This window comes from Desulfomicrobium orale DSM 12838, from assembly GCF_001553625.1.
In the GTDB taxonomy this organism is placed as follows: domain Bacteria; phylum Desulfobacterota; class Desulfovibrionia; order Desulfovibrionales; family Desulfomicrobiaceae; genus Desulfomicrobium; species Desulfomicrobium orale.
In genome coordinates this window covers 780,845-804,100 of sequence record NZ_CP014230.1, presented here as the reverse complement: position 1 = coordinate 804,100, position 23,256 = coordinate 780,845, and the positions used below count along the sequence as shown (strand labels likewise).

21 protein-coding genes and 1 tRNA gene are annotated in these 23,256 nt (G+C 61.1%); 9 read left to right on the top strand and 13 right to left on the bottom strand.

Annotation, left to right across the window (positions count from 1 at the left end; translation table 11 throughout):
- Positions 1–45: 45 nt before the first annotated feature.
- Positions 46–1,122: an aminofutalosine synthase MqnE gene (gene mqnE, locus AXF15_RS03590; protein ID WP_066603429.1), complete on the top strand. Its 1,077-nt coding sequence runs from the start codon at positions 46–48 to the stop codon at positions 1,120–1,122.
- A 38-nt stretch (positions 1,123–1,160) separates the two neighbouring features.
- Here mqnE and AXF15_RS03585 read toward each other — a convergent pair whose 3' ends face one another.
- Entirely contained in the window at positions 1,161–2,582 is a 1,422-nt protein-coding gene (locus tag AXF15_RS03585) for a phospholipase D-like domain-containing protein (RefSeq protein WP_236884823.1), read from the bottom strand.
- Positions 2,583–2,616: 34 nt separating this feature from the next.
- Complete coding sequence (locus AXF15_RS03580) at positions 2,617–3,255, bottom strand: PAS domain S-box protein (protein ID WP_066603426.1); 639 nt, start codon at positions 3,253–3,255, stop codon at positions 2,617–2,619.
- Between the two features lie 192 nt (positions 3,256–3,447).
- Between AXF15_RS03580 and AXF15_RS03575 the strand changes: the two genes are divergently transcribed.
- The 4 genes from AXF15_RS03575 (at position 3,448) to folD (ending at position 7,104) form a co-directional block, all read left to right on the top strand.
- Positions 3,448–4,254: a type III pantothenate kinase gene (locus AXF15_RS03575; RefSeq protein WP_066603424.1), complete on the top strand. Its 807-nt coding sequence runs from the start codon at positions 3,448–3,450 to the stop codon at positions 4,252–4,254.
- A complete protein-coding gene (eno, locus tag AXF15_RS03570; protein ID WP_066603422.1) occupies positions 4,251–5,540 on the top strand; it encodes a phosphopyruvate hydratase in 1,290 nt (429 codons plus the stop codon). Before AXF15_RS03575 ends, eno begins: the two co-directional genes overlap by 4 nt.
- Positions 5,541–5,690: 150 nt before the next feature.
- On the top strand, positions 5,691–6,164 hold the full coding sequence (locus AXF15_RS03565; RefSeq protein WP_066603421.1) for a DUF6630 family protein: 474 nt from the start codon (positions 5,691–5,693) through the stop codon (positions 6,162–6,164).
- Positions 6,165–6,252: 88 nt separating this feature from the next.
- Entirely contained in the window at positions 6,253–7,104 is an 852-nt protein-coding gene (gene folD, locus AXF15_RS03560) for a bifunctional methylenetetrahydrofolate dehydrogenase/methenyltetrahydrofolate cyclohydrolase FolD (protein ID WP_066603419.1), read from the top strand.
- Between the two features lie 116 nt (positions 7,105–7,220).
- Here folD and AXF15_RS03555 read toward each other — a convergent pair whose 3' ends face one another.
- Both AXF15_RS03555 and AXF15_RS14230 read right to left on the bottom strand, forming a co-directional pair.
- Complete coding sequence (locus tag AXF15_RS03555; RefSeq protein WP_066603417.1) at positions 7,221–8,246, bottom strand: alpha-hydroxy-acid oxidizing protein; 1,026 nt, start codon at positions 8,244–8,246, stop codon at positions 7,221–7,223.
- A 67-nt stretch (positions 8,247–8,313) separates the two neighbouring features.
- Positions 8,314–8,625 carry a cation-transporting P-type ATPase gene (locus tag AXF15_RS14230; RefSeq protein WP_169793585.1) on the bottom strand — a complete coding sequence of 104 codons (312 nt, stop codon included), beginning with the start codon at positions 8,623–8,625 and terminating at the stop codon, positions 8,314–8,316.
- Between the two features lie 238 nt (positions 8,626–8,863).
- On the opposite strand from AXF15_RS14230, the gene AXF15_RS03545 reads away from it, so the two are divergent.
- Complete coding sequence (locus tag AXF15_RS03545; protein ID WP_335338900.1) at positions 8,864–10,810, top strand: peptidase U32 family protein; 1,947 nt, start codon at positions 8,864–8,866, stop codon at positions 10,808–10,810.
- A gap of 71 nt (positions 10,811–10,881) precedes the next feature.
- Here the strand turns inward: AXF15_RS03545 and AXF15_RS03540 are convergent, their stop codons facing one another.
- Both AXF15_RS03540 and AXF15_RS03535 read right to left on the bottom strand, forming a co-directional pair.
- Complete coding sequence (locus AXF15_RS03540; protein ID WP_066603410.1) at positions 10,882–11,907, bottom strand: aldo/keto reductase; 1,026 nt, start codon at positions 11,905–11,907, stop codon at positions 10,882–10,884.
- A 17-nt stretch (positions 11,908–11,924) separates the two neighbouring features.
- Positions 11,925–12,713 (bottom strand): Vgb family protein, encoded by a 789-nt coding sequence (locus AXF15_RS03535; RefSeq protein ID WP_066603405.1) that lies wholly within the window; start codon positions 12,711–12,713, stop codon positions 11,925–11,927.
- On the opposite strand from AXF15_RS03535, the gene AXF15_RS03530 reads away from it, so the two are divergent.
- Positions 12,682–13,698 (top strand): LysR family transcriptional regulator, encoded by a 1,017-nt coding sequence (locus tag AXF15_RS03530; protein ID WP_211259004.1) that lies wholly within the window; start codon positions 12,682–12,684, stop codon positions 13,696–13,698. The two genes, AXF15_RS03535 and AXF15_RS03530, sit on opposite strands and share 32 nt — an antisense overlap.
- Positions 13,699–14,014: 316 nt before the next feature.
- On the opposite strand, the gene AXF15_RS03525 is transcribed toward AXF15_RS03530, so the two are convergent.
- The 5 genes from AXF15_RS03525 to pgi form a co-directional block, all read right to left on the bottom strand.
- A tRNA-Phe gene (locus tag AXF15_RS03525) sits at positions 14,015–14,090 on the bottom strand.
- Between the two features lie 122 nt (positions 14,091–14,212).
- On the bottom strand, positions 14,213–15,589 hold the full coding sequence (locus AXF15_RS03520) for a sigma-54-dependent transcriptional regulator (protein WP_066603400.1): 1,377 nt from the start codon (positions 15,587–15,589) through the stop codon (positions 14,213–14,215).
- Position 15,590: 1 nt separating this feature from the next.
- Positions 15,591–17,090, bottom strand: a complete 1,500-nt coding sequence (locus AXF15_RS03515) for a histidine kinase dimerization/phospho-acceptor domain-containing protein (protein ID WP_083517839.1) — start codon at positions 17,088–17,090, stop codon at positions 15,591–15,593.
- Positions 17,091–17,288: 198 nt separating this feature from the next.
- On the bottom strand, positions 17,289–17,783 hold the full coding sequence (locus tag AXF15_RS03510) for an O-acetyl-ADP-ribose deacetylase (RefSeq protein WP_066603397.1): 495 nt from the start codon (positions 17,781–17,783) through the stop codon (positions 17,289–17,291).
- Positions 17,784–17,786: 3 nt separating this feature from the next.
- Complete coding sequence (gene pgi / locus AXF15_RS03505; protein WP_066603395.1) at positions 17,787–19,418, bottom strand: glucose-6-phosphate isomerase; 1,632 nt, start codon at positions 19,416–19,418, stop codon at positions 17,787–17,789.
- 187 nt (positions 19,419–19,605) lie between these two features.
- Here pgi and AXF15_RS03500 point away from each other — a divergent pair, with 187 nt between their 5' ends.
- Complete coding sequence (locus tag AXF15_RS03500) at positions 19,606–20,139, top strand: type I restriction enzyme HsdR N-terminal domain-containing protein (protein ID WP_169793584.1); 534 nt, start codon at positions 19,606–19,608, stop codon at positions 20,137–20,139.
- Between the two features lie 45 nt (positions 20,140–20,184).
- On the opposite strand, the gene AXF15_RS03495 is transcribed toward AXF15_RS03500, so the two are convergent.
- Together AXF15_RS03495 and rfaE2 are read right to left on the bottom strand one after the other, a co-directional pair.
- Positions 20,185–21,975 carry a GspE/PulE family protein gene (locus AXF15_RS03495; RefSeq protein WP_066603392.1) on the bottom strand — a complete coding sequence of 597 codons (1,791 nt, stop codon included), beginning with the start codon at positions 21,973–21,975 and terminating at the stop codon, positions 20,185–20,187.
- Complete coding sequence (gene rfaE2, locus AXF15_RS03490; RefSeq protein WP_066608626.1) at positions 21,968–22,459, bottom strand: D-glycero-beta-D-manno-heptose 1-phosphate adenylyltransferase; 492 nt, start codon at positions 22,457–22,459, stop codon at positions 21,968–21,970. The genes AXF15_RS03495 and rfaE2 overlap by 8 nt, the downstream gene beginning before the upstream one ends.
- Positions 22,460–22,533: 74 nt before the next feature.
- Here rfaE2 and AXF15_RS03485 point away from each other — a divergent pair, with 74 nt between their 5' ends.
- Positions 22,534–23,241, top strand: coding sequence for a hypothetical protein (locus AXF15_RS03485; protein ID WP_066603391.1), 708 nt, complete (start codon positions 22,534–22,536; stop codon positions 23,239–23,241).
- Positions 23,242–23,256: the final 15 nt, after the last annotated feature.

Genomic DNA, 23,256 nt, shown 5'->3' with positions numbered 1-23,256 from the left:
CGGGGCCGCATCCACATGGGTGCGGCCTTTTTTTCGAGGTGGAGAATGACCACAAGCACGGAAGCGGTCAGGCGTCGTCTGGCCGGACTCAAGCCCGGCGAAAGGATAGACCCCGGCTTCGCCCTGGAGGCGGCCCGGACGGCCTCGGTGCACGAACTGGGCGAGGCGGCCCTGCGCCAGCGCCGGGCGCGGCACGGCGACAGAGCCTACTACGTCTACAACCAGCATCTGAACTATACCAACATCTGCCGCAATCAGTGCCGGTTCTGCGCCTATTTCAAACGCAAGGGCGAAGACGGCGGATACGCTTACACCCTGGACCAGATCCGGGAAGAGCTGCAGGCCCGCAAAAACCAGCCCGTGCGGGAAATACACATCGTCGGCGGGCTCAATCCCGACCTGCCCTATCAGTACTATCTGGACATGCTGTCCCTGTGCCGGGAAATCCGCCCCCAGGCCGTGATCAAGGCCTTCACCGCGGTGGAGGTGGCTCATTTCGCCGATACCCAAGGTCTGGACGAAGCCACCGTTCTGGAAGACATGCGCCGGGCCGGGCTGGACATTCTGCCCGGCGGCGGAGCGGAAGTCTTCGCCCCGGCCATGCGGGCGAAGCTCTGCCCGGAAAAAATCAGCGGGGAGCGCTGGCTGCGCATCCACGGTCTGGCGCACGGCATGGGCATGCGGACCAACTGTACCATGCTCTTCGGCCACGTTGAATCCTGGGAAGACCGCATACACCATCTGGAACGCCTGCGCGAGCTGGAAGACGAAAGCCCGGGCTTCGTCTGCTTCATTCCCCTGGCCTATCAGCCCCGCAACAATGAGCTGGCGGCAGCCGGCCCCACGGGCGAGGACTACCTGCGCATGATTTCCCTGTCCCGGATTTTCCTCGACAACATCCCTCACATCAAGGCGTACTGGGTCTTTGTGGGCATCAAGGCGGCCCAGATGGCCCTGTGGGCCGGGGCTGACGATTTCGACGGCACCATCGTGGAAGAGAAGATCGGCCACGCCGCCGGGGCGGATTCACCCACAGGGCTGACCATCGACGAACTGGTCCGGGTCATCACGGCCACGGGCTTCACCCCGGTCCAGCGGGACACGTTCTTTCAGGAAGTGTGAACGAAGCCGCCGCGCCTCCGCCATCCCGGCCGAGTTCCCTACAGATAGGGTGAAAAAAGCCAGAAAAAGGCGTCCCGCATGTGCGCCGGCAGGGACCGGGCGCGCAGCTCGCCCACTGTCGCCATTCTGCTTCCGGCCATGACCGTTTCGAAATGGCGGGTCAGGGCCCGGTTCAGCGCCCGGTCGAACACTTCCAGCGTGAGCTCGAAATTGAGCCGCAGGCTGCGGTTGTCCAGATTGGCCGAGCCCAGATGCACGTAGGCGTCATCGATCAGGAGCAGCTTGGTGTGGCAGAAGGGTTCCGGCTGGAACGCGATGGTGATTCCGGCCTGGATCAGATCCTCAAGAATGTGCTGCGTGGCCCAGTGCACGAAAGGCAGATTGTTGCGGCCAGGCAGAATGATGCGCACGTCCACGCCCCGGTAGCAGGCGGATTTGAGGGCGGAGAGCATGGATTTGGGCGGCAGGAAATAGGGCGTCATGATCCGGATGGAATCCGACGCCGCGGAAATGACGCCGAGCAGCAGGGTCCTCAGCGGCTCATGAGGCACATCCGGCCCGTCGATGACCGCCCGGCACAGGCAGTCCCCCGCTGCTTCCGGCAGAACGGCGTCCGACACGAGCCGCTCTTTGGTGGCGAACAACCAGTCGTCCAGGAACGTCTCCCGCAGTTGCTCCACGATGGGACCGCGCACGATGAAATGCATGTCCGTCACCGGGTGACGGGGACTGGCCCCGAGCAGATGCCCCTGCCTTATGTTCATTCCGCCCGTGAATCCGGTGGTCCCATCCACCACCAGAATTTTTCGGTGGTTCCGCAGATTGATGTGCAAAGACGGAGGAAAAAGCCGGGGCGGGATGAACAGGGCCATGGGAACCCCCTTCTTTTTCAGCAGGCTGGAGGCCGTGGGCCAGGAATATTTTTCGCCCAGCCCGTCCACCAGTACCCGCACGTCCACGCCCCGCTGCATCGCGGCGTGCAGCTCGCCGATGAACCGCCGCCCCAGCTTGTCCGTGCCCAGAATGTAGGAAACCAGATAGATGCTCCGCCTGGCTTCGCGGATAGCCTGAAGCATGCGCGGGTAGGCTTCGTCTCCGTTTATCAGGGGCTCGATGCAGTTGCCCGCCGTAAGCTCCGTCCCCAACAGACTGTGCCCCACCTTTTCCAGACGCCAGGATGATCCGTATGGCCGGGCGGCGACGGCCGCCGTATTCTCCGGCGACGGCACGAGATTTCTTCCTCCGGACGCCAGCGGGCCCACCTCCCGCCGCAGCCGGGATGCGCTGCGGCGGACCCGGTTGACCCCGAACAGCACATAGAGCGCAGGCCCCGCCAGCGGAAACGTCAGGCACACGGCGATCCAGCCCAGGGCGGAACGGGAATCGCTCTTGTGCAGCAGCGCATGCCCCGCCGCGCCCAGAGCCAGAACCGCCAGAAGCGCGTATCCGATCCAGTGCACAATTCCTCCCTGTCAGGTAAACGGGAATCGGAAATCAGATGTCCGGATGCCCCTTCGCGATGGACGCGAACAGGGCGTTGAACGTCCTCATTGCGGCCGTGATGCTGCGATAGGCGTGATCCAGGCCATTGCAGTACGTATCCAGAGATGACTGGATGTCCGCCCAGACAGTATTCCGGGCCAGGTCCGTTTCGGCCGCCAGAGACCGCAGGGTTTCCAGCTCTTCCACGATGCCGTCCTTGGCATTGGCAACGTGCATGAGCTGCGTGCTCAGCGAGTGACACATCTCGCCGACGCCACTTTCGATATCGCGGATTCGTCCGTCGGCAGCCACTCCCAGCAGAACGGCTTCCGGCCCCTGCCCGATACGGATCAGCGTCAGTTCCATCCTGCCGCCTGTCCGGGCCATGGAAAACCCGACCGAGCCTTCCGCCGCGGAAAGAGCCTCCGTACAGGAGCGGGCGACCCGTTCCCGGTCTTCGGACACGGCCAGACCGGCCAGCGGCTGGCCCTCGACCGCCGCAAGCGCAAGACCTGTCCTCCGGGCAAATGCCTCGTTGGCAAGGACCACGCGGCCTTCGTGCAGAATAACGGCTCCGCCGGGAAAATATCCGGCAAGATGCCGGTATGCCGTCCGCAGATCCGGCTGTCCGCCGTCAATGGTTTCGCTCACGGGAATCCTCCGCCGCATGAAGGGACGATTTTCTGCGGCGACACTATGTCTTCTCCCCCGGACAGGGCCAGAATTTTTTGCCGCTTCATCCATCCCGCCCTAACACGGCTGCCACTCGTCCAGACACCGATCCGCGGCAGGGAGCATCGGCCTCCCTTGAATTTTCGCCTCAAAGAGGTAAACGTAGCCGCCATGACGCATTCGCGGACCGCGCTCCTTTTCGACGTGGGCAACACCAACATCAAGCTGTGTCTGGCTGATGCGAAGGGCATGGGCCGCTCCTACACCCTGCCTTCCTCCAACCGGGAAACGGCCGATTCTCTGGGTCTGGCCGTCAGCACCATCTGCGCCAGGGAAGGCGTGCAGCCGGACGCCGTGGACCGCTGGGTGCTGTCCTCTGTGGTGCCGCCCCTGAACAGCCTGCTCTCGGCGGCCTGCGCCCGTTTTTTTTCCTGCCCGGCCCTGTTCGTGCCCGGAGATATCCCCCTGCCCCTCGAAAACCGCTACGCCAGACCCCAGGAAGTGGGCGCGGACCGGCTGCTGGGCGGATTCGCGGCGCGGACGCTCTTCGACGACCCGGAGCTCATCGTGGTGGATTTCGGCACCGCCACCACCTTCGACTGCGTACGCGACAACGCCTATCTGGGCGGCCTCATCTGTCCGGGCGTGCTCAGTTCCGTCACGGCTCTGGGCACCCAGACCGCCAAGCTGCCGCACATCAGTCTGGAGTTCGACGGCGATGAACTGGACATCGGCACCTCCACCCGGCAGAGTCTAAATCACGGCGTCCTGTTCGGGTTCGCCGCCATGCTGGAGGGCCTCACCGCGCGTCTGAAAAAGCGTCTGCCACGGGCGCGGGTCATCGCCACGGGCGGCTTCGCGCCGCAGATGGCGGCCCTGACCTCCTGTATCGACAATCTGGCTCCGGACCTGCTCATGCAGGGTCTCATGGCCGTCTGTTTCAACCATTCACCGGATACATCCAGGGAGCAATCATGAGTACGATCACAGGCATTTGGGCCAGGGAAATTCTGGATTCCAGAGGCAACCCCACGGTCGAGGTGGAAGTCACCCTCGAATCCGGCGCCACGGGCCGGGCGGCCGTGCCTTCGGGCGCCTCCACCGGAGCCCGCGAGGCCCTCGAACTGCGCGACGGCGACGCGAGCCGCTACGGCGGCAAGGGCGTGGAACAGGCCGTGAAAAACGTGATGGAAGAAATTTCAGCGGAAGTGGTCGGACTGGACGCCACGCGCCAGGTGGACGTGGATCAGGCCCTCATCGACCTGGACGGCACGGAGAACAAGTCCCGCCTGGGAGCCAACGCCATGCTCGGCGTATCCATGGCCACGGCCAAGGCCGCCTCGGAATTCCTGGGTCTGCCCCTGTACAGGTATCTGGGCGGCATCAACGCCAAGGTCCTGCCCGCGCCGATGATGAACATCATCAACGGCGGGGCGCACGCAGCCAACAATCTGGACATCCAGGAATTCATGATCCTGCCCCTGGGCGCGGAAAGCTTCCGGGAGGCCCTGCGCATGGGCGCGGAAACCTTTCATGCCCTGAAGAAAATCCTGCACAAGGATGGTCTGGCCACCTCCGTGGGCGACGAAGGCGGCTTCGCCCCCAATCTGGCCGGACACGAGCAGGCGTTTCAGTACATCGTCAAGGCCATTGAAGAGGCCGGGTACACGCCGGGCAGCCAGATCGCCCTGGGCATTGACGCCGCGGCCTCGGAATTCCTGCAGGACGGCAAATACCGCTTCGCCGGAGAAAACAAGGTCTTCACGGCCCGCGAACTGACGGATTACTACGCCGATCTGGCCGAAAAGTTTCCCATCGTGTCCATCGAAGACGGTTTGGCCGAAGGCGACTGGGAGGGCTGGGAAGTGCTCTCCGAGGTGCTGGGCGACCGGATGCAGCTGGTAGGCGACGACATCTTCGTCACCAATCCGACCCTTCTGGCCGACGGCATCATGCGCGGCGTGGGCAACGCCATCCTAATCAAGCTGAACCAGATCGGCACCCTGACGGAAACCATGGACTGCATCGAAATGGCCAAGGAAGCCGCCTACGCCACGGTCATCTCCCATCGCTCCGGCGAAACCGAGGACAGCTTCATCGCCGACCTGGCCGTGGCCGTGAACGCCGGGCAGATCAAAACCGGCTCCCTGTGCCGCTCGGACCGCATGGCCAAGTACAACCAGCTCCTGCGCATCGAGGAGGATCTGGACGCTCAGGCCGTGTACTTCGGACCGGCCATGGCTGCCAACTGGTTTGACGAGTAACCGGCTCCGGCCCGAACCCGCACTCTGTCATTTTCCGGGGAGGCCGCGCCTCCCCGAACCATTTCCGGTCCCGGACAAGGCCCGAAACGGATCTTCGCCGACCATCCGCCGGGCCGGGCCTTGTCCCTCTGAAACCAAAAGGGAGAAACCATGGAAGATACGCAGAAGAAAGCCGTGGAGAAACTGGTCCACGCCTTGACCCCGCCCGGCGAAGACCCGGCGGAGACGATTTCGGCGATCGACCGGGGATGGGAAAACGCCGAAGACGGCGCGCTGTGGCTCCTGAATGACATCACCGACTGGGAGCTGACCTACTTTGTGGACTGGAAGGACACGGAATCCTTTGTGGAGTGCCTTTCCGGCATCGCGAAGCGCTGGGGTGCGACACTGACATTCGGGGTGGACGACCCTCTTGATGAAGATTTTCTCGATGAAACGGAAGTGCCGGAGCTGATGATCCGGGCTCACGGCGAGCTTCTGCCCCAGGGGCTCCTTCTCTGGAACTGGGACACCGAGGGCGACGCCTACGGCGGCTGGATCACCAGGCCCGAATCGGAATCCGCAGTTCTGGAGGCGGGCGAAGCCCTTGGCGCTGAAATCCGCACAGGCGACCAGCCCTTCTGACCACGCGCCCCCAGGCATTGTTCCCAGTGCGCGACTCCGGAGAAACCGCCCGGCCGCCTGAAAACCCTCTTCGCACACGAGTACGCCCATGCTCATCATCGACGGCAAAAAAACAGCGGCGGACATCCGCCGGGAACTGCATGACCGGGTCGCGGCTCTCTCCGCACGGCATGGCCGCCCCCCCGGCCTGGCGGTCATTCTGGTGGGAGACGATCCGGCCTCCCAGGTCTACGTCCGCAACAAGGAAAAAGCCTGCGCCGAAACGGGCATCGTCTCCAGAGGCATCCGGCTGTCCGCCGGAGTTTCCCAGCACGAACTGGAGGCGGCCATTCTGGAATTGAACGCCGACCCGGCCATCGACGGCATTCTCCTGCAACTGCCGCTGCCCCGGGGGCTGGACAGCCAGTGCTGCCTGAATCTCATCGACCCGGCCAAGGACGTGGACGGCTTTCATCCGGTCAACATGGGCCGCCTCGCCCTGGGGCTGCCCGGCCCGCGCCCGTGCACCCCGGCCGGAGTCATGGTACTTCTGGAGCGTCACGGCATCGGCGTGGCCGGAAAAAAGGCGGTGGTCGTCGGACGCAGCAACATCGTCGGCAAGCCTCTGGCCCTCATGCTCCTGCACGCCAACGCCACCGTGACCGTCTGCCATTCCCGCACCGCCGGGCTGGCCGGGGAAGTCCGTTCGGCGGAGCTGGTCTTCGCGGCGGTGGGGCGCCCCGGATTCATCACCGCGGACATGGTCAGGCCGGGGGCGGTGGTGGTGGATGTCGGCATCAACAGGACAGACACCGGCCTGGCCGGAGACTGTGATTTTGAGGGACTGAAAGGCGTGGCTTCAGCCATGACGCCCGTTCCCGGCGGGGTGGGCCCCATGACCATCGCCCAGCTTCTGACCAATACGGTGGACGTCTGGCTTGCACGCACCCTGAAGGACTGATTCTCCGCCGAAGGCGCGCCCGGACGCATCCGGTTCCGATGAAAAGCTTCGGCCCGCGGGCCGGACCGCCGCGAAACGGTCCGGTCCCCGAGCCTGATCCGGCGGAATCGGCGCGCCTACCCGGCGCACGCCCCGTCCACGAGAATGTCCGGCGAAACCGAACGCACCGAGGCCGTACCGGTCATGACCATGGCCTGCAGCAGTTCCGTGCGCAGCTTTTCCACATACATGGCCACGCCGTCGGCCAGACCGCCCACGGCAGCGACACTGAACGGCCGCCCGATGAGCACCGCATCCGCGCCCAGGGCCAGCATCTTCAGCACATCCACGCCCGAGCGCACCCCGCCGTCTGCCAGAATCACGAGGTGGCCCTTCATCCGGGCCGCGATCCCCGGCAACACGTCCGCCCCGCCCGGCGTCTGGTCCAGCACCCGGCCGCCGTGATTGGAAACCACAATGGCCTGAGCCCCGGCTTCCAGAGCCAGCTCCGCGTCTTCCACGCACATGACGCCCTTGATGATGAACGGCCGGTCCGCCCGCCGGATGACTTCCCGCAGGGCAGAGACAGGCTTGGGCGATACCGGACGACCCATCTTGCGCAGCGTCACCAGCCCGGCGGCGTCGATGTCCATGCCCATGATTCTGGCGCCGCTTTGCCTTGCCTTGTCTATCTTCCGGAACAGTTCCTCGTCTTCCCACGGCTTGATGAACGGGATGCCCATCCCGCCGGCGGAGGCCACGGCGGCCAGACCGGAGTCGAGAATCTCGGGCGGCACGCCGTCTCCGGTACAGCCTGTGGTTCCGGCCCGGACGCAGCCATCCACAATGGCCTTGATATATTCCTCTTCGGTGCGCTTGCCGCCCATGTTGAAAGCCACGCCGCCGATAGGCGCGGCCAGCACCGGCAGGGACAGATCAAGCCCCAGCAGGGAGAGGCTCAGCTCCGGTGCGGTGACATCGTGCACCAGACGCATGACCAGTTTTTTCCTGTCCAGGGCCGTGATGTTGGCCTGAAAGGCCGCTCCCGTGCCCAGGCCGCCCATGCCCGGCACCTCTCCGGCACAGACCCGGCCGTTGCAGACCGGGCAGACCCGGCAGTAACCTCTCATGAGTTCACGCGCCGTATCCCGAACGCTTTGCATAAAAGACCTCCTTATCGAGTACCGGCAATGAAAAAGACCGGAAATCCGGCCTCCATTCCGAATGAAATTACAATTTCCGCATGCGCATGCTCTTTTCGAATTCCACTACCAGAAAGGCCAGAACGGCCATAGCCATGATCTCGGCCCCGGCCAGCAGCAGGGTGCCGCCTACCAGCAGGATGCGCAGAATATGGAACTGGAGCAGCAGACGTTCAAGTCTGGTCTTACCCTTTCTGGTGGTGAGGGCGTTGGGGCCGAATTCGGCCGCCCGGCGCTGCACCTGAAAACGGTCCAGCCCCTTGTCCGGATCGGTCTCGAAAGTTTCCAGGGTTTCCGTGGAAGAGAGATGATGCCAGAGTCTGCCGGTGAAAAAATCCATACGCTGTGTTCCTTCGCGGGTTGCGGAAGAGATGTCAGAGGACAGGCTCTCATAGATGAGACTCGCCGGAAATTCAAGGAAAGGAGAAAATACGCGGCCGGAGCGTGCCATTCCGCCGCGCCTCCGGCGCAGGAGAATCGTATGATTTTCCTTGCAAGAGGCCGATGTTCCGCGCCACAAGCGTCCCAGTTTCCGAGCAGTGCCGGAGCGCTGAAAACCCAACCCAGTGATGGACGCCATGACTCCTGAAATTCTCGCCCCGGCGGGCGACGCCGACAGCTTTCTGGCCGCCCTGGCCGCCGGAGCCGACGCCGTGTACTGCGGGCTCAAAAATTTTTCCGCGCGCATGGAGGCGGACAATTTCGGTCTGGCCGAACTGGCCTCCCTGACCGAACTGGCCCACGCCAGAGGCGTACGCGTGCATGTGGCCATGAACAATCTGCTCAAGGCCCCGGAACTGGCCCAGGCCGGACGGCTCATCGACCGCCTGGCCCGGCGGGTGCGGCCCGACGCGCTCATCATCCAGGATCTGGCCCTGCCCGCCCTGGCCCGGCAGGCCGGATTCACCGGGGAGCTGCATCTGTCCACCCTGGCCAATGGCGGCACCGTCTCCGGCCTGTCCCGCATCGCCGGGATGGGCATACGGCGTCTGGTCCTGCCCAGAGAGCTTTCCATCGACGAAATCAAGGCCGTCGCGGCGGCCTGCCCGGACGGGCTGGACCTGGAAGTCTTCGTGCACGGAGCCCTGTGCTACGCCGTTTCCGGCCGATGTTACTGGTCCAGTTATCTGGGAGGGAAAAGCGGCCTGCGGGGCAGATGCGTGCAGCCCTGTCGGCGCATGTATCAGCAGAAAAGCAAAAGAGTTCCGTTCTTTTCCTGCGACGATCTGTCTCTGGACGTGCTGGTCCGCCCCCTGGCCGGCGTACCCCAGGTGACGTCGTGGAAAATCGAGGGCCGCAAGAAGGGGCCGCACTACGTCTATCACACGGTCAAGGCCTACGCCATGCTGCGCGACGGCGGCAACGACCCGCAGCAGCGCAAAACCGCCCTGGCCCTGCTGGACATGGCTCTGGGCCGCCCCGGCTCTCACTACAACTTTCTGGGACACCGGCCGTCCAACCCGCTGGCAGACCGCGAACAGACCGGCTCCGGCCATCTGGCGGGCAGGGTTCAGGGCGGCGGCAAGCCCTACATCGTCCCCCGTGAATCCCTCAGGAGCGGCGACCTTCTGCGCATCGGCTATGAAGACCAGCCGGGGCACCAGATGCTGAAGATCCGCCGGGACGTGCCCAAAGGCGGGCGCATCGATGTGCCCAGAGCCCCCAAGCCCCCGGCACAGGGCAGCCCTGTGTTTCTGGTGGACCGCCGGGAGCGGGAACTCGGTGCCATTCTGGCGGACCTGCGCAGCCAGCTGCCGCCCGCCCCATCCGCCCCGGAATCGGTCTTCTCCCCGGTCCTGCCCAAACCCGCCCGGCACAGGGGCGGGGCAAAGGAGATGGACGTCTGGCGCGTCCTGCCCAAGCGCCTGGGTGACCGCAGCGAGCAGGCCATGTGGCTTGTTCCGGGGCTGGAACGAACGGTTTCCCGGAATGTCTTCGGGCGTGTCTGGTGGTGGCTGCCGCCGGTCGTCTGGCCGGAGGAGGAGCGGGAGTGGGAGCGATGTCTGGAAAACATGGTCCGGCTGGGGGCGCGGCGCTTCGTGCTGAACGCGCCGTGGCAGACAGGGCTTTTCGGCCGGGCGGACCGCTGTGTGTTCTGGGCCGGGCCCATGTGTAACACAGCCAATCCGCTGGCCCTGGCCGAGCTGGGGCGCATGGGATTTGCCGGGGCCTTTGTCAGCCCGGAGCTGGACGGGGAAAGCCTGCTGGCCCTGCCCGCCCTGTCTCCGCTGCCTCTGGGCATCGTGGCCAAGGGGCTGCACCCGCTGTGCGTATCCCGGATCGTGTCCGGAAACCTGCGGGAGCGGGAACCCTTCCAAAGCCCCAAAGGAGAGCAGTTCTGGTCCCGCACGTACGGCAAGCTGGTCTGGACCTTCCCCAACTGGGAACTAGATCTGAGCCGGAAATGGGCCGAGCTGGAAAAATCAGGTTACGCCCTGCTGGCCCGCATGCACGAGCCCGTGCCGGACAAAATTGAGCTCAAGGAGCGGCAGGGCCTGTGGAACTGGGAGCTGAAAATGCTCTGAGCCGGATGGCGCGGCACTTCACGTCCTTTGGCCCATGACGGCAACGTGGTCGCCAACACTTGAATTTTCCGTTATGCGTTGGCTCCCTTCATACCTTCCGGCGTATAACGCTGGCCATGAACGGCTTCCGGCGTAAAAGCGGCATTGAGCAGGGCGATGTCATCTTCCGAAAGAGTTATTGCTGTGGCACGACAATTTTCCTCCAACCGGGCGATACTGCGAGTGCCGGGAATGACGACAAGGTGCTCATAACGGCTAAGGAGCCAAGCCAAGGCCGTTTGGGCAGGCGTACAACCGTATTTGTCTGCAACTGCCTGCACAACAGCCAAGAGAGCTGAGTTCTTGCGAAGATTTTCTCCCTGAAAACGTGGATTGGAAAGGCGGAAGTCTCCGGTCTCCAAATGCTCCGTTGTCGTGTATTTCCCTGTCAGGAAGCCTCTGCCAAGCGGACTGTAGGCCACAAAACCTATGCCCAATCTGTGGCATAGCGGCAGAATGGAATCCTCCACTTCCCTCGTCCACAATGAGTATTCGCTTTGCAGTGCGGCCACGGGGTGCACGGCATGAGCCTTTTCCAGTGTGACTGCTGAAACCTCGCACAGACCGATATGAGCGATTTTTCCTTCACGTTTCAGATCGGTAAGAATAGCCATGGTTTCGGAGATGTCCGCATCCGGATCGATACGGTGAGCGTAATACAGATCTATCCGTTCCACCCCGAGCCGTTGCAGAGATCCCTCGCAAGCCTTGCGGATATAGGAGGGTGAATTGTTGATGCTACGCTTGTAGGAATCATTGGGGTCACGGTCGATGCCGAACTTTGTCGCGATGCGTATCCGTCCGTTTGTGTATTCCATCGGATGCCGGGCAATGAATTTGGCAATGAGCCGTTCATTGTGACCGCGTCCGTACATGTCGGCGGTGTCGATCATGGAAACGCCCAGCTCAAGCGCTCTATCCAGAACGGCCAATGATGCAGTGTCATCGGGCGGGGTGCCGTAGAATTCCGACATACCCATGGCGCCAAAGGAAATGGCCGAAGCTGAAAACTCATCGCCAAGCGAACGTTCTTGAAGCATATTTTGGGACTGTGTCATACTATATTTCCTCATGCTTATTTTGCTGGAGTAAAAACGAAGGCAGCATTGTCGCTCCAGGTGCCAACAATAATCCGCCCGTCAGGCATGCGGGCAAGGCCCACTGGTGAATGTAACCCTTCAGCCACAGGCGCGGCTTTACCGTCAGCAGCCACGCGGATAACTGCTGTTCCACCGTAATCCACCACAAGCACACTATCACCATCTGCGATGATGCCGACACCGGGAGTGTTCAGCTCCGTGCTGACAGTGACCGATCTGCCGTCCGAGCCGATGCGGTCAACGCTACCGCCGTAGCAACTCACATAGATAGTGCCGTTGACTGTCTGGGCGATGCCCACCGGAGTTCGGTGCCCCTTGGACACGACCTCTTTCCTGCCATCAGGGAAGACCCTGACCACCTCGCCTGCGTTACGATTCGCCACCAGCAAAGTATTGTCGTTGGCCCACAAGAGTCCTGTTGGCGACGAAAATCCGGAAGCGATGGAATGCAAGCTTCCGTTTTCATCGAGGCGATAGACATTGCCGTCGCCATAAGAGGCGACAAAGAGTCTGCCTTTATTGTCAAAGGTCAGCCCGGACGGGTTGCATACGGAATCAGTCACTGTAGTCCGTTTACCCTGTGTATCAAACCTGCTGACTCTCCCCGCACCCCATTCAGCAACGTACAGATTATCATGGGAGTCATAGAGCATGCCCACTGGGGCCTGAATGTTCTCGATAAATGGACGTTGTTCAGCCGCCTGGGCTGTGCCGGAAACTCCAGATACGATCATGGTCGCGGCCAGAAATAACGCTATTTTCATTGCAACCCTCCTTTTTTCTAAACATAGGCGGAGAGTAGCGGTTTGCATCGTACTTCTTTTACGATATCTTTTCGGTATGACAAAAACATTATTCCAACTTTCACAGGATGCAGTTGAAATCCGGCACTTGCAGTACTTCGCGGTGGTGGCGGAAGAAAACAATTTACACCGGGCGGCGAAACGGCTGTTTATGGCGCAGCCTCCATTGAGCCGCCAAATTAAACAACTGGAGGATCGTCTGGGCGTGATGCTGTTTGAACGGCACAGCAAAGGCCTCAGCCTGACAAATGAAGGGGCAAAGGTACTGGAAATAATTCGGCCTTTGCTAAGAATGGCGGACACAACATCTGAACGGCTGAAGAAAGAACTTCGGTCCGAAGGAAAAGCGCTACGGATAGGATTCACGACAGCTTTTGAGCAGGGCGTGTTCGCAAAACTGGAAGCTGCCTTGCATGAGCAATATGGAAATCGGCTGCATATTGTCCGGGCAGCGTCTCCGAAACTGGCCAGAGAAGTGCGGAAGGGAAAGCTGGACGCCGCCCTTGTGGCCTTGCCTTTGGAAGCTCCGGGCCTGGTTGTCAGAGAAATCGCTTATAAAGAACCGCTGGTGGCAGCCATACCGGAAGCATGGCAGCTCCATCAGAAGAAGGTGCTCCCGCTTGAACGCGTCAGCGACAGGCAACTGTTCTGGTTCAGACGCGAGATGAACCCGGCCTTTTTTGATTTCACGAAAGGACGCTTTGCTCTGGCCCGGTTTGAGCCGCACTTTATAGAAGAACCAGCTGAACATGACGTTCTGCTGGCCCGTATTGCCTCTGGCGAAGGCATGGGGCTGTTTGCCGCTTCCTTTGCCGCCATCAGACGCGATGGTGTGGTTTTTCTGGCGTTGGCTGAAAAGTCAGACCTATATCTGAAAGCTGGTATAATTACACTTCAGGGCCATGAAGACCTTACGAAAGCACTGGCAAGCCGCTTTCTAGAGTAATCTCACCGCCCCAGCCCTGACTACTTCTTTCCAAAGCCATGTCCATCTTGGACCAGAGCCGATTGCTGTGCACCTGTAGCGCCAAGGCCTGAGCGCGAGTTTTGCAGTTTGCCCGTAAGCATTGCGTACTACGGTATCAGAGAGGAGCATGACGATATTTCTCCTGACGGTTTTCAGCGCTTTGAGGGGGAGCTATACCGACAGAAATACCGTCAAAAATAGGGTTACTTACCTTATTCTATCCCGGATAAACAAGCAGACCGGAATGACTGTATCAGTCATTCCGGTCTGCTATGAATCTTTTCGATCAAATCCATGGTGCCGGGGGACAGAATTGAACTGCCGACACGGGGATTTTCAGTCCCCTGCTCTACCGACTGAGCTACCCCGGCACGACGGAAGAACAATCCATAGTGGGGGTGGCTCCTTTTGGCAAGAAAAAATATCCGGGAAAACTATTTCAAAGAAGCCGCCAGTCAGCTGAAAGAGAGGGTATTGAACACGGCGCACAGGCTCAGGCCTTGGTAGGAATGTTGTACTTCTTGAGCTTGTACTGGAGCAGACTCTTGGACACATTCAGCAGCTCGGCCGTTTTGACCTGCACGAAACCGCTGTGCACCATGGCCCGGCGGATAAGCGCGGCCTCGATCTTCTCCAGAGTGTCCGGAAGATTGATCCTGAGAGGCAACAGATCCACGGCGCTCTTGTACTGCGTGTCCTCATCGCGCAGCTCCGGGGGCAGGTCGTCCACATCGATGACGTCGTGGGTGGCCAGAACCACGCAGCGTTCGATGACATTTTCCAGCTGCCGCACATTGCCCGGCCATTCGTAAGCCGAGAGATAATCCACGGCGCCGGGCGTGAATCCCTGTACCTGGCGGCTGTTTTCCTGAGAAAATCTGCGCAGGAAGTGGCCGGCCAGAATGGGGATGTCCTCCCGCCGCTCGCGCAGAGGCGGCAGATGGATATTGACGACATTCAGCCGGTAGAACAGATCTTCCCGGAAGCGACCGGCCGCGATTTCTTCCTGCAGATTCTTGTTCGTAGCCGCCACCAGGCGGAAATCCACGGCGATGGTTTCAGTGCCGCCGACCCGCTCGACAGTCCGTTCCTGCAGCACGCGCAGCAGCTTGACCTGCAGTTCCGGCGACAGTTCGCCGATCTCGTCCAGAAAAAGGGTTCCGCCCTGAGCCAGTTCGAACCGTCCCCGCTTGAGGGCCACAGCTCCGGTGAAGGAACCTTTCTCATGCCCGAACAGCTCGCTTTCCAGCAGTCCCGCGCTCAGGGACATGCAGTTGACGGAAATGAAAGGCATTTCCTTGCGGTCCGAGGCGATGTGCAACGCCCTGGCCACCAGCTCCTTGCCCGTGCCCGACTCGCCGGTGACCAGCACGGTGCTGCGGGAAGGCGCGACCCGTCCGGCCAGGGCCAAGACATCCTGAATGGCCTTGGAATTGCCCACGATGGCGTCCTTGCCGAATTTTTCGGCCAGACTTTCGCGCAGCAGGCGGTTCTGACGCTCGGCATGAGAAAGCTTCAGGGCCTTGCGCACGGACAGCAGAATATCGTCGTTGGCGAAGGGCTTGGTGATGTAGTCGAACGCGCCGCTTTTCATGGCTTCCACGGCCCGGTCGATGGTGCCGAAGGCGGTCATGATCATGACCGGAATATGCGGATGATTCCTGCGCACATGCTCCAGCACATCCTGTCCGCTCATGCCGGGCATCTTCATATCCGTGATGACCACATCCACTTCCGACTCGTCCAGGTAGGCCAGAGCCATGGCCGGATCGCTCAGGGCCGTCACGGTATAGCCCTCCTCTTCCAGAAGAGCCTCCAGGATGAGCAGGTAGTTTTTTTCGTCGTCGATGATCAGAATCTGACTGCCCATTTCAATCCCCATTCTGTTGCACCCCTTCGTCCTGATCCGCTCCCGGAACCGTCCCGGAGGCGGCGGGAGCAGGTTCGGCGAAAACGACGAGTACTTCACCACCGCCGTCCGGAGCGTTGCGCAGTATCATCTCCGCGCCGTGGCTCTGGAAGATGGAGCTCGTGATGGCCAGGCCCAGCCCTGTGCCCGTTTCCTTGGTGGTGAAAAAAGGCTCCGTATATCTGTCTTGGAGCTTCGGGTCGAAGCCCGATCCGGAATCCCGCACCAGCAGGGCCTTGCGGCCATCATAGCTCTGACCCAGAATGCGTACCTCGCCGGATTGCCCGCAGGCCTGCACGGCATTGCTGATCAGATTGTAGAGCCCCCGGTAGAGCAGATCCCGGTCTCCCCGGACCGTATACCCTGCGGGCAGTTCACAAGTCACGCTCACCGCGTTTCCACATCCTTCCTGGGTCAGAAAACCCACAGCATTGCGCGCGATTTTTTCCAGATCCACATCTTCCAAAGCCGGCTGCCGGGGCCGGGCATAATCCAGAAAGTCATTGACCGTCTGGCTCAACCGTTTGGATTCATGGAAGATGGCTTCCAGAATCCTGCGGCGCGAACCGCCCTGGTCCTGCTCCCGTTTCAGCAAAAGCTCCGCGCTGCTGCGGATGATTCCCAGAGGATTCCGGATCTCGTGGGCGATGCTGGCCACCATGCGCCCCATGGAGGCCAGTTTTTCGTTCTGCAGCAGTTCCCGCTCCAGACGTTCCTTGTCCCGGACCCGCTCGGCCAAGGCCCGGTCGGCCTTGCGGATCAGAAAAAAAATAAGAGCGTACAGAGCGGCCGATCCCAGAACGGTGGTCAGAAAGATGAGCCGCTGCAGATGCAGCACGCTTTCGTAGTCGCTGGTGATATCTTGGGAAAATTCCAGCACGCCCAGCAGAGGGCCGGGCTGCTCCCTGAATCGCAGGTCGCGCTCCGCCCGCAGAGGATGCACCGTGCGCAGCACCATGTCGCCGGACTCCAGATTCAGAGCGAAAAGTGCGTCCCACAGACTCAGGCGGCTTTGCAGGGCAAAGGTGGGTTTTCCCTGGCTGATGGCTGTCTGCACGGCCGGCCCGCCGAGAGTGGCGTTGCCGATCTGGCCGGGCTCCGTGCTGAAGGCCACTTCGCGCTGTTCGTCATAGATCCGCAGGTCCAGAACATGAAAGGAATGGATGGTCGATTCAATGACCTGTTCCAGCCGGTCGTACTGCTCCTTGCGCTTGAGCTCCACCCGTCCGTAGCCCAATACGACGGGCAAAGTGAACCGCCGGTAAATCTGGTGGTTCAAGTTCTCGGCCAGAAGCCGGGCAAAGGCCGTGTTCTTCTTCAGCAGGGCGCTTTTGGCATAGTTGGTTATGACCACGGACAGAACAATGCTCGATCCCAGAATCAGAACCAGAGTGCTGACGGACAGAAACTTGACCAGCTGGAAAGGATGCGCCGGATCGACGCGAAAAGGATTGAGCTTCATGTTCGGGCCGGAAAAAATTGACGCGGCAGGATGGGGACATGCCACCCGGCCGCTTGAAGGGTCAAGAGCCGCACTTTCCGGAAGAAATCACACCTGCGTCCACTTTTGCGTACGGCCGGACACCAAGTGCACGGCGTGACCTTGTCTCCAGAACGCCATGTTGAGTACGGCCGGTCAAGCGGATGAACAGACTTCGGGTCAGCCGAGCAACGTCCTGTAGATCAGAAAATCTTCATCACTAAAACAGCAAAAAATTACTTCGCCGATGAATGTGCATTTTGCATTGGAAACAGTCTGCACGGCGATTTCCGCCGCCCTGTTTTTAGGGAACCCGTAAACGCCTGTGCTGATGCAGGGAAAGGCGACAGACCGCAACCGGAGGCTGTCCGCAAGGGCCAGGGAGTTCGAGTAACAGGCGGCAAGCAGAGCCGCTTCACCCGAATCTCCACCGTGCCAGACAGGACCGACCGTATGGATCACATACCCGGCAGGGAGCCGGTAACCTTTTGTCGCCTTTGCCTGACCGGTTTCACACCCGCCCAGAACTCTGCACTCCCGCACAAGCTCCGGACCTGCCGCGCGGTGAATGGCGCCGTCGACACCGCCGCCGCCAAGCAGGGAATTGTTTGCGGCGTTGACGACGGCATCAACATCGAGAGCCGTGATATCGGCTTTGATCGCGGCAAGATGCATTTCTTATTCTTCCAGCTCGTTCCGGCGGGAGAGGCAGTAGCGGATGAGCCCGGCGGTGGAAGAATCGTGCCTGCCGGTAGCTCCCTCCAGAAGCTCCGGCAGGATGGCGTTGGCCAGTTGCTTGCCCAGCTCCACACCCATCTGGTCGAAGGAATTGATGTCCCAGACAATGCCCTGCACGAAAATTTTGTGCTCGTAGAGGGCGATGAGACTTCCGAGCACACGCGGGGCAAGGCGGTCGTACACAAGGGAGTTGGACGGGCGGTTGCCCGGAAAAACCTTGTGCGGAGCCAGTGCCGACCGCTTTTCCGGAGGCAGAACGGACAGTTCCGCCTCGGCTTCTTCTCTGGTGCGGCCGCGCATGAGCGCTTCGGGCTGGGCCAGAAAATTGGCCAGTAAAATGGCGTGATGCGTCCCCACCTCGTGCAGGGGATGCACCGGAGCCAGAAAATCGCAGGGAATCACTGTCGTGCCCTGGTGCAACAGCTGATAGAAGGCATGCTGGCCGTTGGTGCCGGGCTCACCCCACAGGATGGGCCCCGTGTCCCAGGACACATCGCGGCCGTCTCTGGCCACGCGCTTGCCGTTGCTCTCCATGTCCGCCTGTTGCAGGTAGCGGGGGAAAAATTCGAGATACTGGTCGTAGGGCAGCACGGCGTGGGAATCGAAAACGTGGAAATTCCGGTACCAGACGCCGAGCATGGCTAGGATGACGGGCAGATTCCGCTCGAAAGGAGCCGTGCGGAAATGCTCGTCCATGTCCCTGGCTCCGGCCAGCAGTTCGCGGAATCCGTCCATGCCGATGGACAGGGCGATGGGCAGTCCAATGGCCGACCACAGGGAATAGCGTCCGCCGACCCAGTCCCAGAATTCGAACATGTTGGCCGGATCGATGCCGAAGGCCCGCACTGCCGCCTCGTTGGTGGACAGGGCCGCGAAATGCAGAGGCACGCCGTCCCGGGTGCCGCCGTTGGCCAGAAACCAGTCCCGCGCGGTATGGGCGTTGGTCAGGGTTTCCTGGGTGGTGAAGGTCTTGGAGGCGACGAGAAAAAGCGTCGTTTCGGGGCGGACCTTGTTCAGGACGCGGGCGATATGGGTGCCGTCGATGTTGGAAACAAAGTGGAAATTCAGATTCTTCTGGCGGTAGAAATCCAAGGCTTCCACCACCATTTTAGGACCCAGATCGGACCCGCCGATGCCGATGTTGACCACGTCGCAGATGGGCTCGCCGGTAAATCCCTGCCATGCGCCCGAACGGACCCTGGAGACGAATCCATCCATCCGGGAGAGTACCCGGTGCACATCCTCCACCACGTTTTTACCGTCGAGAAGCACCGCCTCATCCGCGTTTTTGCGCAGGGCCGTATGTAGCACGGCCCGGTTCTCCGTGATATTGATGCGGTAGCCCTGAAACATGGCGTCGATTTTTTCGGCCACCCCCGCCGCGCGGGCCAGGTCCATGAGCAGGTCCATGGTCCTGCCGGTAATGCGGTTCTTGGAGTAGTCCGCCAGAATGCCGCAGGTCCTGAGGGAAAAACGCTCGAAACGGTCAGGGTCGTGCTCAAAGAGCTCGCGCATGGGCGGCACTTCCGCCACATGGGAGGCAAGAGCGGTCCAGGCTGCTGATGTATCCATAAGGACCTCCTGTGCAATCTGTTTTGGCGGCCGCCCAGGCCGTGGGCCCGAAAAGGCCGGAATTCGCCGATGCCTTGCGTTTTGACTTCCATACCTTAAGAAAAAAATCTGGTAAACCAAAGGAACGGAGGCCACGGGCCCTGTAAAAAGCGACTGAAAAAAAGACAGCCGTATGCATGAAGTCAGCTTGAACCAGCTTATCACGGATTACGTCAGCGGGCGGGAAATCATGGACACGACATATGAGGACCTGCGCCAGGCTCTGGCCCGGATGCTGGTGGAGGACAAGTTCTACCCGCGCTCCACCGTCCATCCCAAATACCTGATCGATTTTCATGCGGGCAAAGAGGCCCAGTCCGCCACCATCGACATCGCCGTTTTTACCCCGGACAGCCGCCCGGCCCTGGCCCTTTTCTTTCACCCCGGCGAGGTGGGCACCTTCGTGCGCCAGAGCGTGGCCGCGGCCCGGATTCATGAGCCCGCGCCCTTTCCGCTGGTGGTGGTGACGGATTCCATGGAAGCACTGGTGGTGGAAACACGGACAGCCGCGGAGATCGGCCGGGGGTTTTACCAGATTCCGCGCTGGGGTCAGATGGAGGAAATGCTGACCCGCCATCCGTGCCCGCCCCTTGCTCCGGACCGGCTGGAAGGAGAGAGAAGGATTCTGGCCGCCTATTTGAGTCTTGGCGGGCCATGTTGCGGCGGCGCCTGCCCGGTCTGAGAGCCACGCCGCCGCATGGGAAGGGACAATGGCCGCTTTGAAAACTCAGTTCTCGTCGGCCGTGGCTCCGGCCACGCGCAGCACTTCCTCGTATGTGGTGATCCCGCGCACCACGCGCTCCATACCGTCGTCGAGCAGGGACGGCACGCCCTTTTTCCGGACCAGCGCCCGCAGTTCGGACAGTTCGACATTTCTGCGCACGGCGTCCTTGACCTCGGTATCGTACATGAGCACCTCGAAAATACCCGTACGGCCGTAAAAACCTGTCTGCCGGCAGCTTTCGCATCCGGCGCCTCTCCAGAGCTTCTGGCCGGGCGCGATGTAGCGTTCCAGCCCCAGAGCCTGAATCTGCGCGTAATCGGGGGTATACTGCACCCGGCAGGACGGGCAGATATTGCGCACCAGACGCTGGGCAATGCACCCGATGACGGAAGCGTTGATGAGATAGGCGTCAAGGCCCAGGTCCAGAAGCCGGACCAGGGCGGAACTGGCGTCGTTGGTATGCAGGGTGGAAAAGACGATATGTCCGGTCAGGGCGGCCTGCACCGCCTGCTCCGCCGTTTCCAGATCACGCATTTCCCCGACCATGATGATGTCCGGATCCTGCCGCAGGATATGTCGGAGCATCTGCCCGAAAGTCACGCCGATCTTGGTCTGCACGCCGATCTGGTTGAACTCGTCCACCACCATCTCAATGGGATCTTCGAGGGTCACCACGTTGACCTGCGGATTGGCCAGGGTCTTCAGGGTGGAGTAGAGGGACGTGGATTTGCCGCTGCCCGTGGGACCGGTGACCAGAATCAGACCGTAGGTGCTGCGCAGAAATTTCTTGTAGGTGGCGAACTGGGCCGGAAGCATCCCCAGTTCTTCGGGATTTTTAAGCGTGGTGTCGCTGGAAAGCAGACGCAGCACCATTTTTTCTCCGAAGGCCACAGGGATGGTGGATATGCGCACATCCGTAGGCTGGCCGCCCAGAACCAGCTGCACGCGGCCGTCCTGGGGCCGCCGTTTCTCGGAAATGTCCAGACGGCTGACGCCCTTCAGGCGGTTGATCATGGCCAGATGCACGGTCATGGGCAGCCTGTGCAGATCGTGCAGAATGCCGTCGATACGGAAGCGGACCAGAGAGTGGTCCCGCTTGGGTTCAATGTGGATGTCGCTGGCGCGCTCCCTCAGGGCCGAGCGCAACAGGTAATCCACGGCCTTGATGATGTGCTTCTGCGATGTGGGGTCCGACTTTTCCTCGACCCTGACCCGGGCTTCCAGATTGCCCATCTCGCTGCCGGACATGAACTCCACTTCGGCGGCCTGAATGGCCGTGCGGAACTGGTAGTAGTCGTCGATGAGACGCTCGATCTCCTGCCTGGTGCTCAGAAACACCCGGTAGGGCAGGTCGCTGACCCGCTCCATGTCCAGCCACAGCTCGGGCCGGAAGGGATTGAACACCGCCAGCTCCAGCTCCCCGTCCCTGATCATGATGGGCACCAGGGTGTTCTTGCGGGCGAAGCTTTCGGAAATGGTCTTGGTCGTCACCTCCAGATCCAGGTCGAAGGGATCCACCTTGCGGAACTCCAGGCCCTCCCGCCGGGCCACGGCCCGCAGGATGGCCTCCTCGTTGAGCCAGACAGGGGGCAGCCCCGGATCCTTGCCGGGCAGGCGGATGTTGAACCGGATCAGATAGTCGATCCCGTCGGGATGCTCGGGGTCGATGTCATTCTTGCGGGCGTGCTCCAGAATGTTCTTGGCCAGTTCCGGGCCGATTTCTCCGCCTTCCAGCAGCACTCCGAGCAGATAGTTGATGGAATAGACGATCCGTCGATGGCTTATACTAGTCATGCGAGACTTCCTCCCGGTGCAGGGCCAGAACCCGCCGCACGATATTGGTGGTGGAGTATCCGGGCAGAACCGGCAGGGACAGTACCTGTCCGCCCCGTTCCTGAACCAGCTCCCGCCCCACGATCCGCTCCACCGGCCAGTCACCGCCCTTGACCAGAATCTGGGGGCGAAGCTTCCGGATCAGCTCCCAGGGCGTGTCCTCATCAAAAATGACGACATGATCCACGCAGGCCAGACCGGCCAGAACCAAGGCGCGGCTGCGCTCATCGTTGACGGGACGGGACGGGCCTTTCAGGCGGCGGACGGAAGCGTCGCTGTTCAGGCCGACCGCCAGATGCGTTCCGAGGGATCTGGCCCGTTCCAGATAATCCACATGGCCGGGATGCAGGATGTCGAAGCAGCCGTTGGTGAAAACAAGAGTCTCTCCTGCGGAGATCGCGCGCAAGACCTCTTCCGCCGCGGCAACTTTCAAAGATGTAGGCATGGGCATGATTTCAGAAATTTGACCTTCGCTGACGGGTACCGTAAGCAGCCGTAAAATTTTGACGGGATAGGCAAATGTCCACAAACTGGCTTCTTTCCAAACAGGACTCCTTTGTACGGGACGTGCTGCGCGACTTCTGTCAGGTCGCCAGCGCCCTGGAAAGTCATTTCGCCGAATACGACGCCAGCGGAGAGGTCAGCTTTCATTTCTTCAACGATATTCTGGGACGGCAGAACAGCAAAGGCCTGCTCTGGCGGCTCAAGGATACCGCGCATCTGCTTTTCAGGAATGAATCTTCAAAAACCAGCGTTCTGGGAGAATATCTGGACTGGGCGCTGGGATACATCTTCCACGAATGCATCAAACTCAAGGAAGACGCCTACCAGCAGATGAACTACAAGCCCCGGTTCGGACGCCTCCAGGAAAACGACGCGCTGCTGCCCGAGGAACAGCATATCGGCACGGAGCTGTACGCCGTCATCCAGCAGACATCCGAAAGCATCGCCCGTGAAGTCGGCCGCGTACGCTTCATCCTTTTCCACTGCAAGCGCATGTTCATCCTCTATCTTCCCCGGCACCGCGAAAATCCCTTGCTGGCCCGTTTTTTCCACACCCGCAGCGCCTTGGTGAGCAACGTCTTCAAAGGATACCACGGAGAATTGCTGGAGTGCGTCTACCCCGAAGGGCTGGCGGCCATGCATCTGCTGGCCGCGCAGTCGCTGGAACAGGGCGGATGGCTGCATGAAGCGGACAAAGCCCGCGAACTGGCTGCCAATCTTTAGAGAACACCTTTCCCC

Coding starts and splice junctions, on each gene's coding strand:
- AXF15_RS03540 (WP_066603410.1), bottom strand. CDS start 11,907: ATGACACAGTCCCAAAATATGCTTCAAGAACGTTCGCTTGGCGATGAG.
- AXF15_RS03535 (WP_066603405.1), bottom strand. CDS start 12,713: ATGAAAATAGCGTTATTTCTGGCCGCGACCATGATCGTATCTGGAGTT.
- AXF15_RS03545 (WP_335338900.1), top strand. CDS start 8,864: ATGACTCCTGAAATTCTCGCCCCGGCGGGCGACGCCGACAGCTTTCTG.
- rfaE2 (WP_066608626.1), bottom strand. CDS start 22,459: ATGCCTACATCTTTGAAAGTTGCCGCGGCGGAAGAGGTCTTGCGCGCG.
- folD (WP_066603419.1), top strand. CDS start 6,253: ATGCTCATCATCGACGGCAAAAAAACAGCGGCGGACATCCGCCGGGAA.
- AXF15_RS03565 (WP_066603421.1), top strand. CDS start 5,691: ATGGAAGATACGCAGAAGAAAGCCGTGGAGAAACTGGTCCACGCCTTG.
- AXF15_RS03515 (WP_083517839.1), bottom strand. CDS start 17,090: ATGAAGCTCAATCCTTTTCGCGTCGATCCGGCGCATCCTTTCCAGCTG.
- pgi (WP_066603395.1), bottom strand. CDS start 19,418: ATGGATACATCAGCAGCCTGGACCGCTCTTGCCTCCCATGTGGCGGAA.
- AXF15_RS03520 (WP_066603400.1), bottom strand. CDS start 15,589: ATGGGCAGTCAGATTCTGATCATCGACGACGAAAAAAACTACCTGCTC.
- mqnE (WP_066603429.1), top strand. CDS start 46: ATGACCACAAGCACGGAAGCGGTCAGGCGTCGTCTGGCCGGACTCAAG.
- eno (WP_066603422.1), top strand. CDS start 4,251: ATGAGTACGATCACAGGCATTTGGGCCAGGGAAATTCTGGATTCCAGA.
- AXF15_RS03495 (WP_066603392.1), bottom strand. CDS start 21,975: ATGACTAGTATAAGCCATCGACGGATCGTCTATTCCATCAACTATCTG.
- AXF15_RS03575 (WP_066603424.1), top strand. CDS start 3,448: ATGACGCATTCGCGGACCGCGCTCCTTTTCGACGTGGGCAACACCAAC.
- AXF15_RS03530 (WP_211259004.1), top strand. CDS start 12,682: ATGGTCGCGGCCAGAAATAACGCTATTTTCATTGCAACCCTCCTTTTT.
- AXF15_RS14230 (WP_169793585.1), bottom strand. CDS start 8,625: ATGGATTTTTTCACCGGCAGACTCTGGCATCATCTCTCTTCCACGGAA.
- AXF15_RS03485 (WP_066603391.1), top strand. CDS start 22,534: ATGTCCACAAACTGGCTTCTTTCCAAACAGGACTCCTTTGTACGGGAC.
- AXF15_RS03555 (WP_066603417.1), bottom strand. CDS start 8,246: ATGCAAAGCGTTCGGGATACGGCGCGTGAACTCATGAGAGGTTACTGC.
- AXF15_RS03510 (WP_066603397.1), bottom strand. CDS start 17,783: ATGCATCTTGCCGCGATCAAAGCCGATATCACGGCTCTCGATGTTGAT.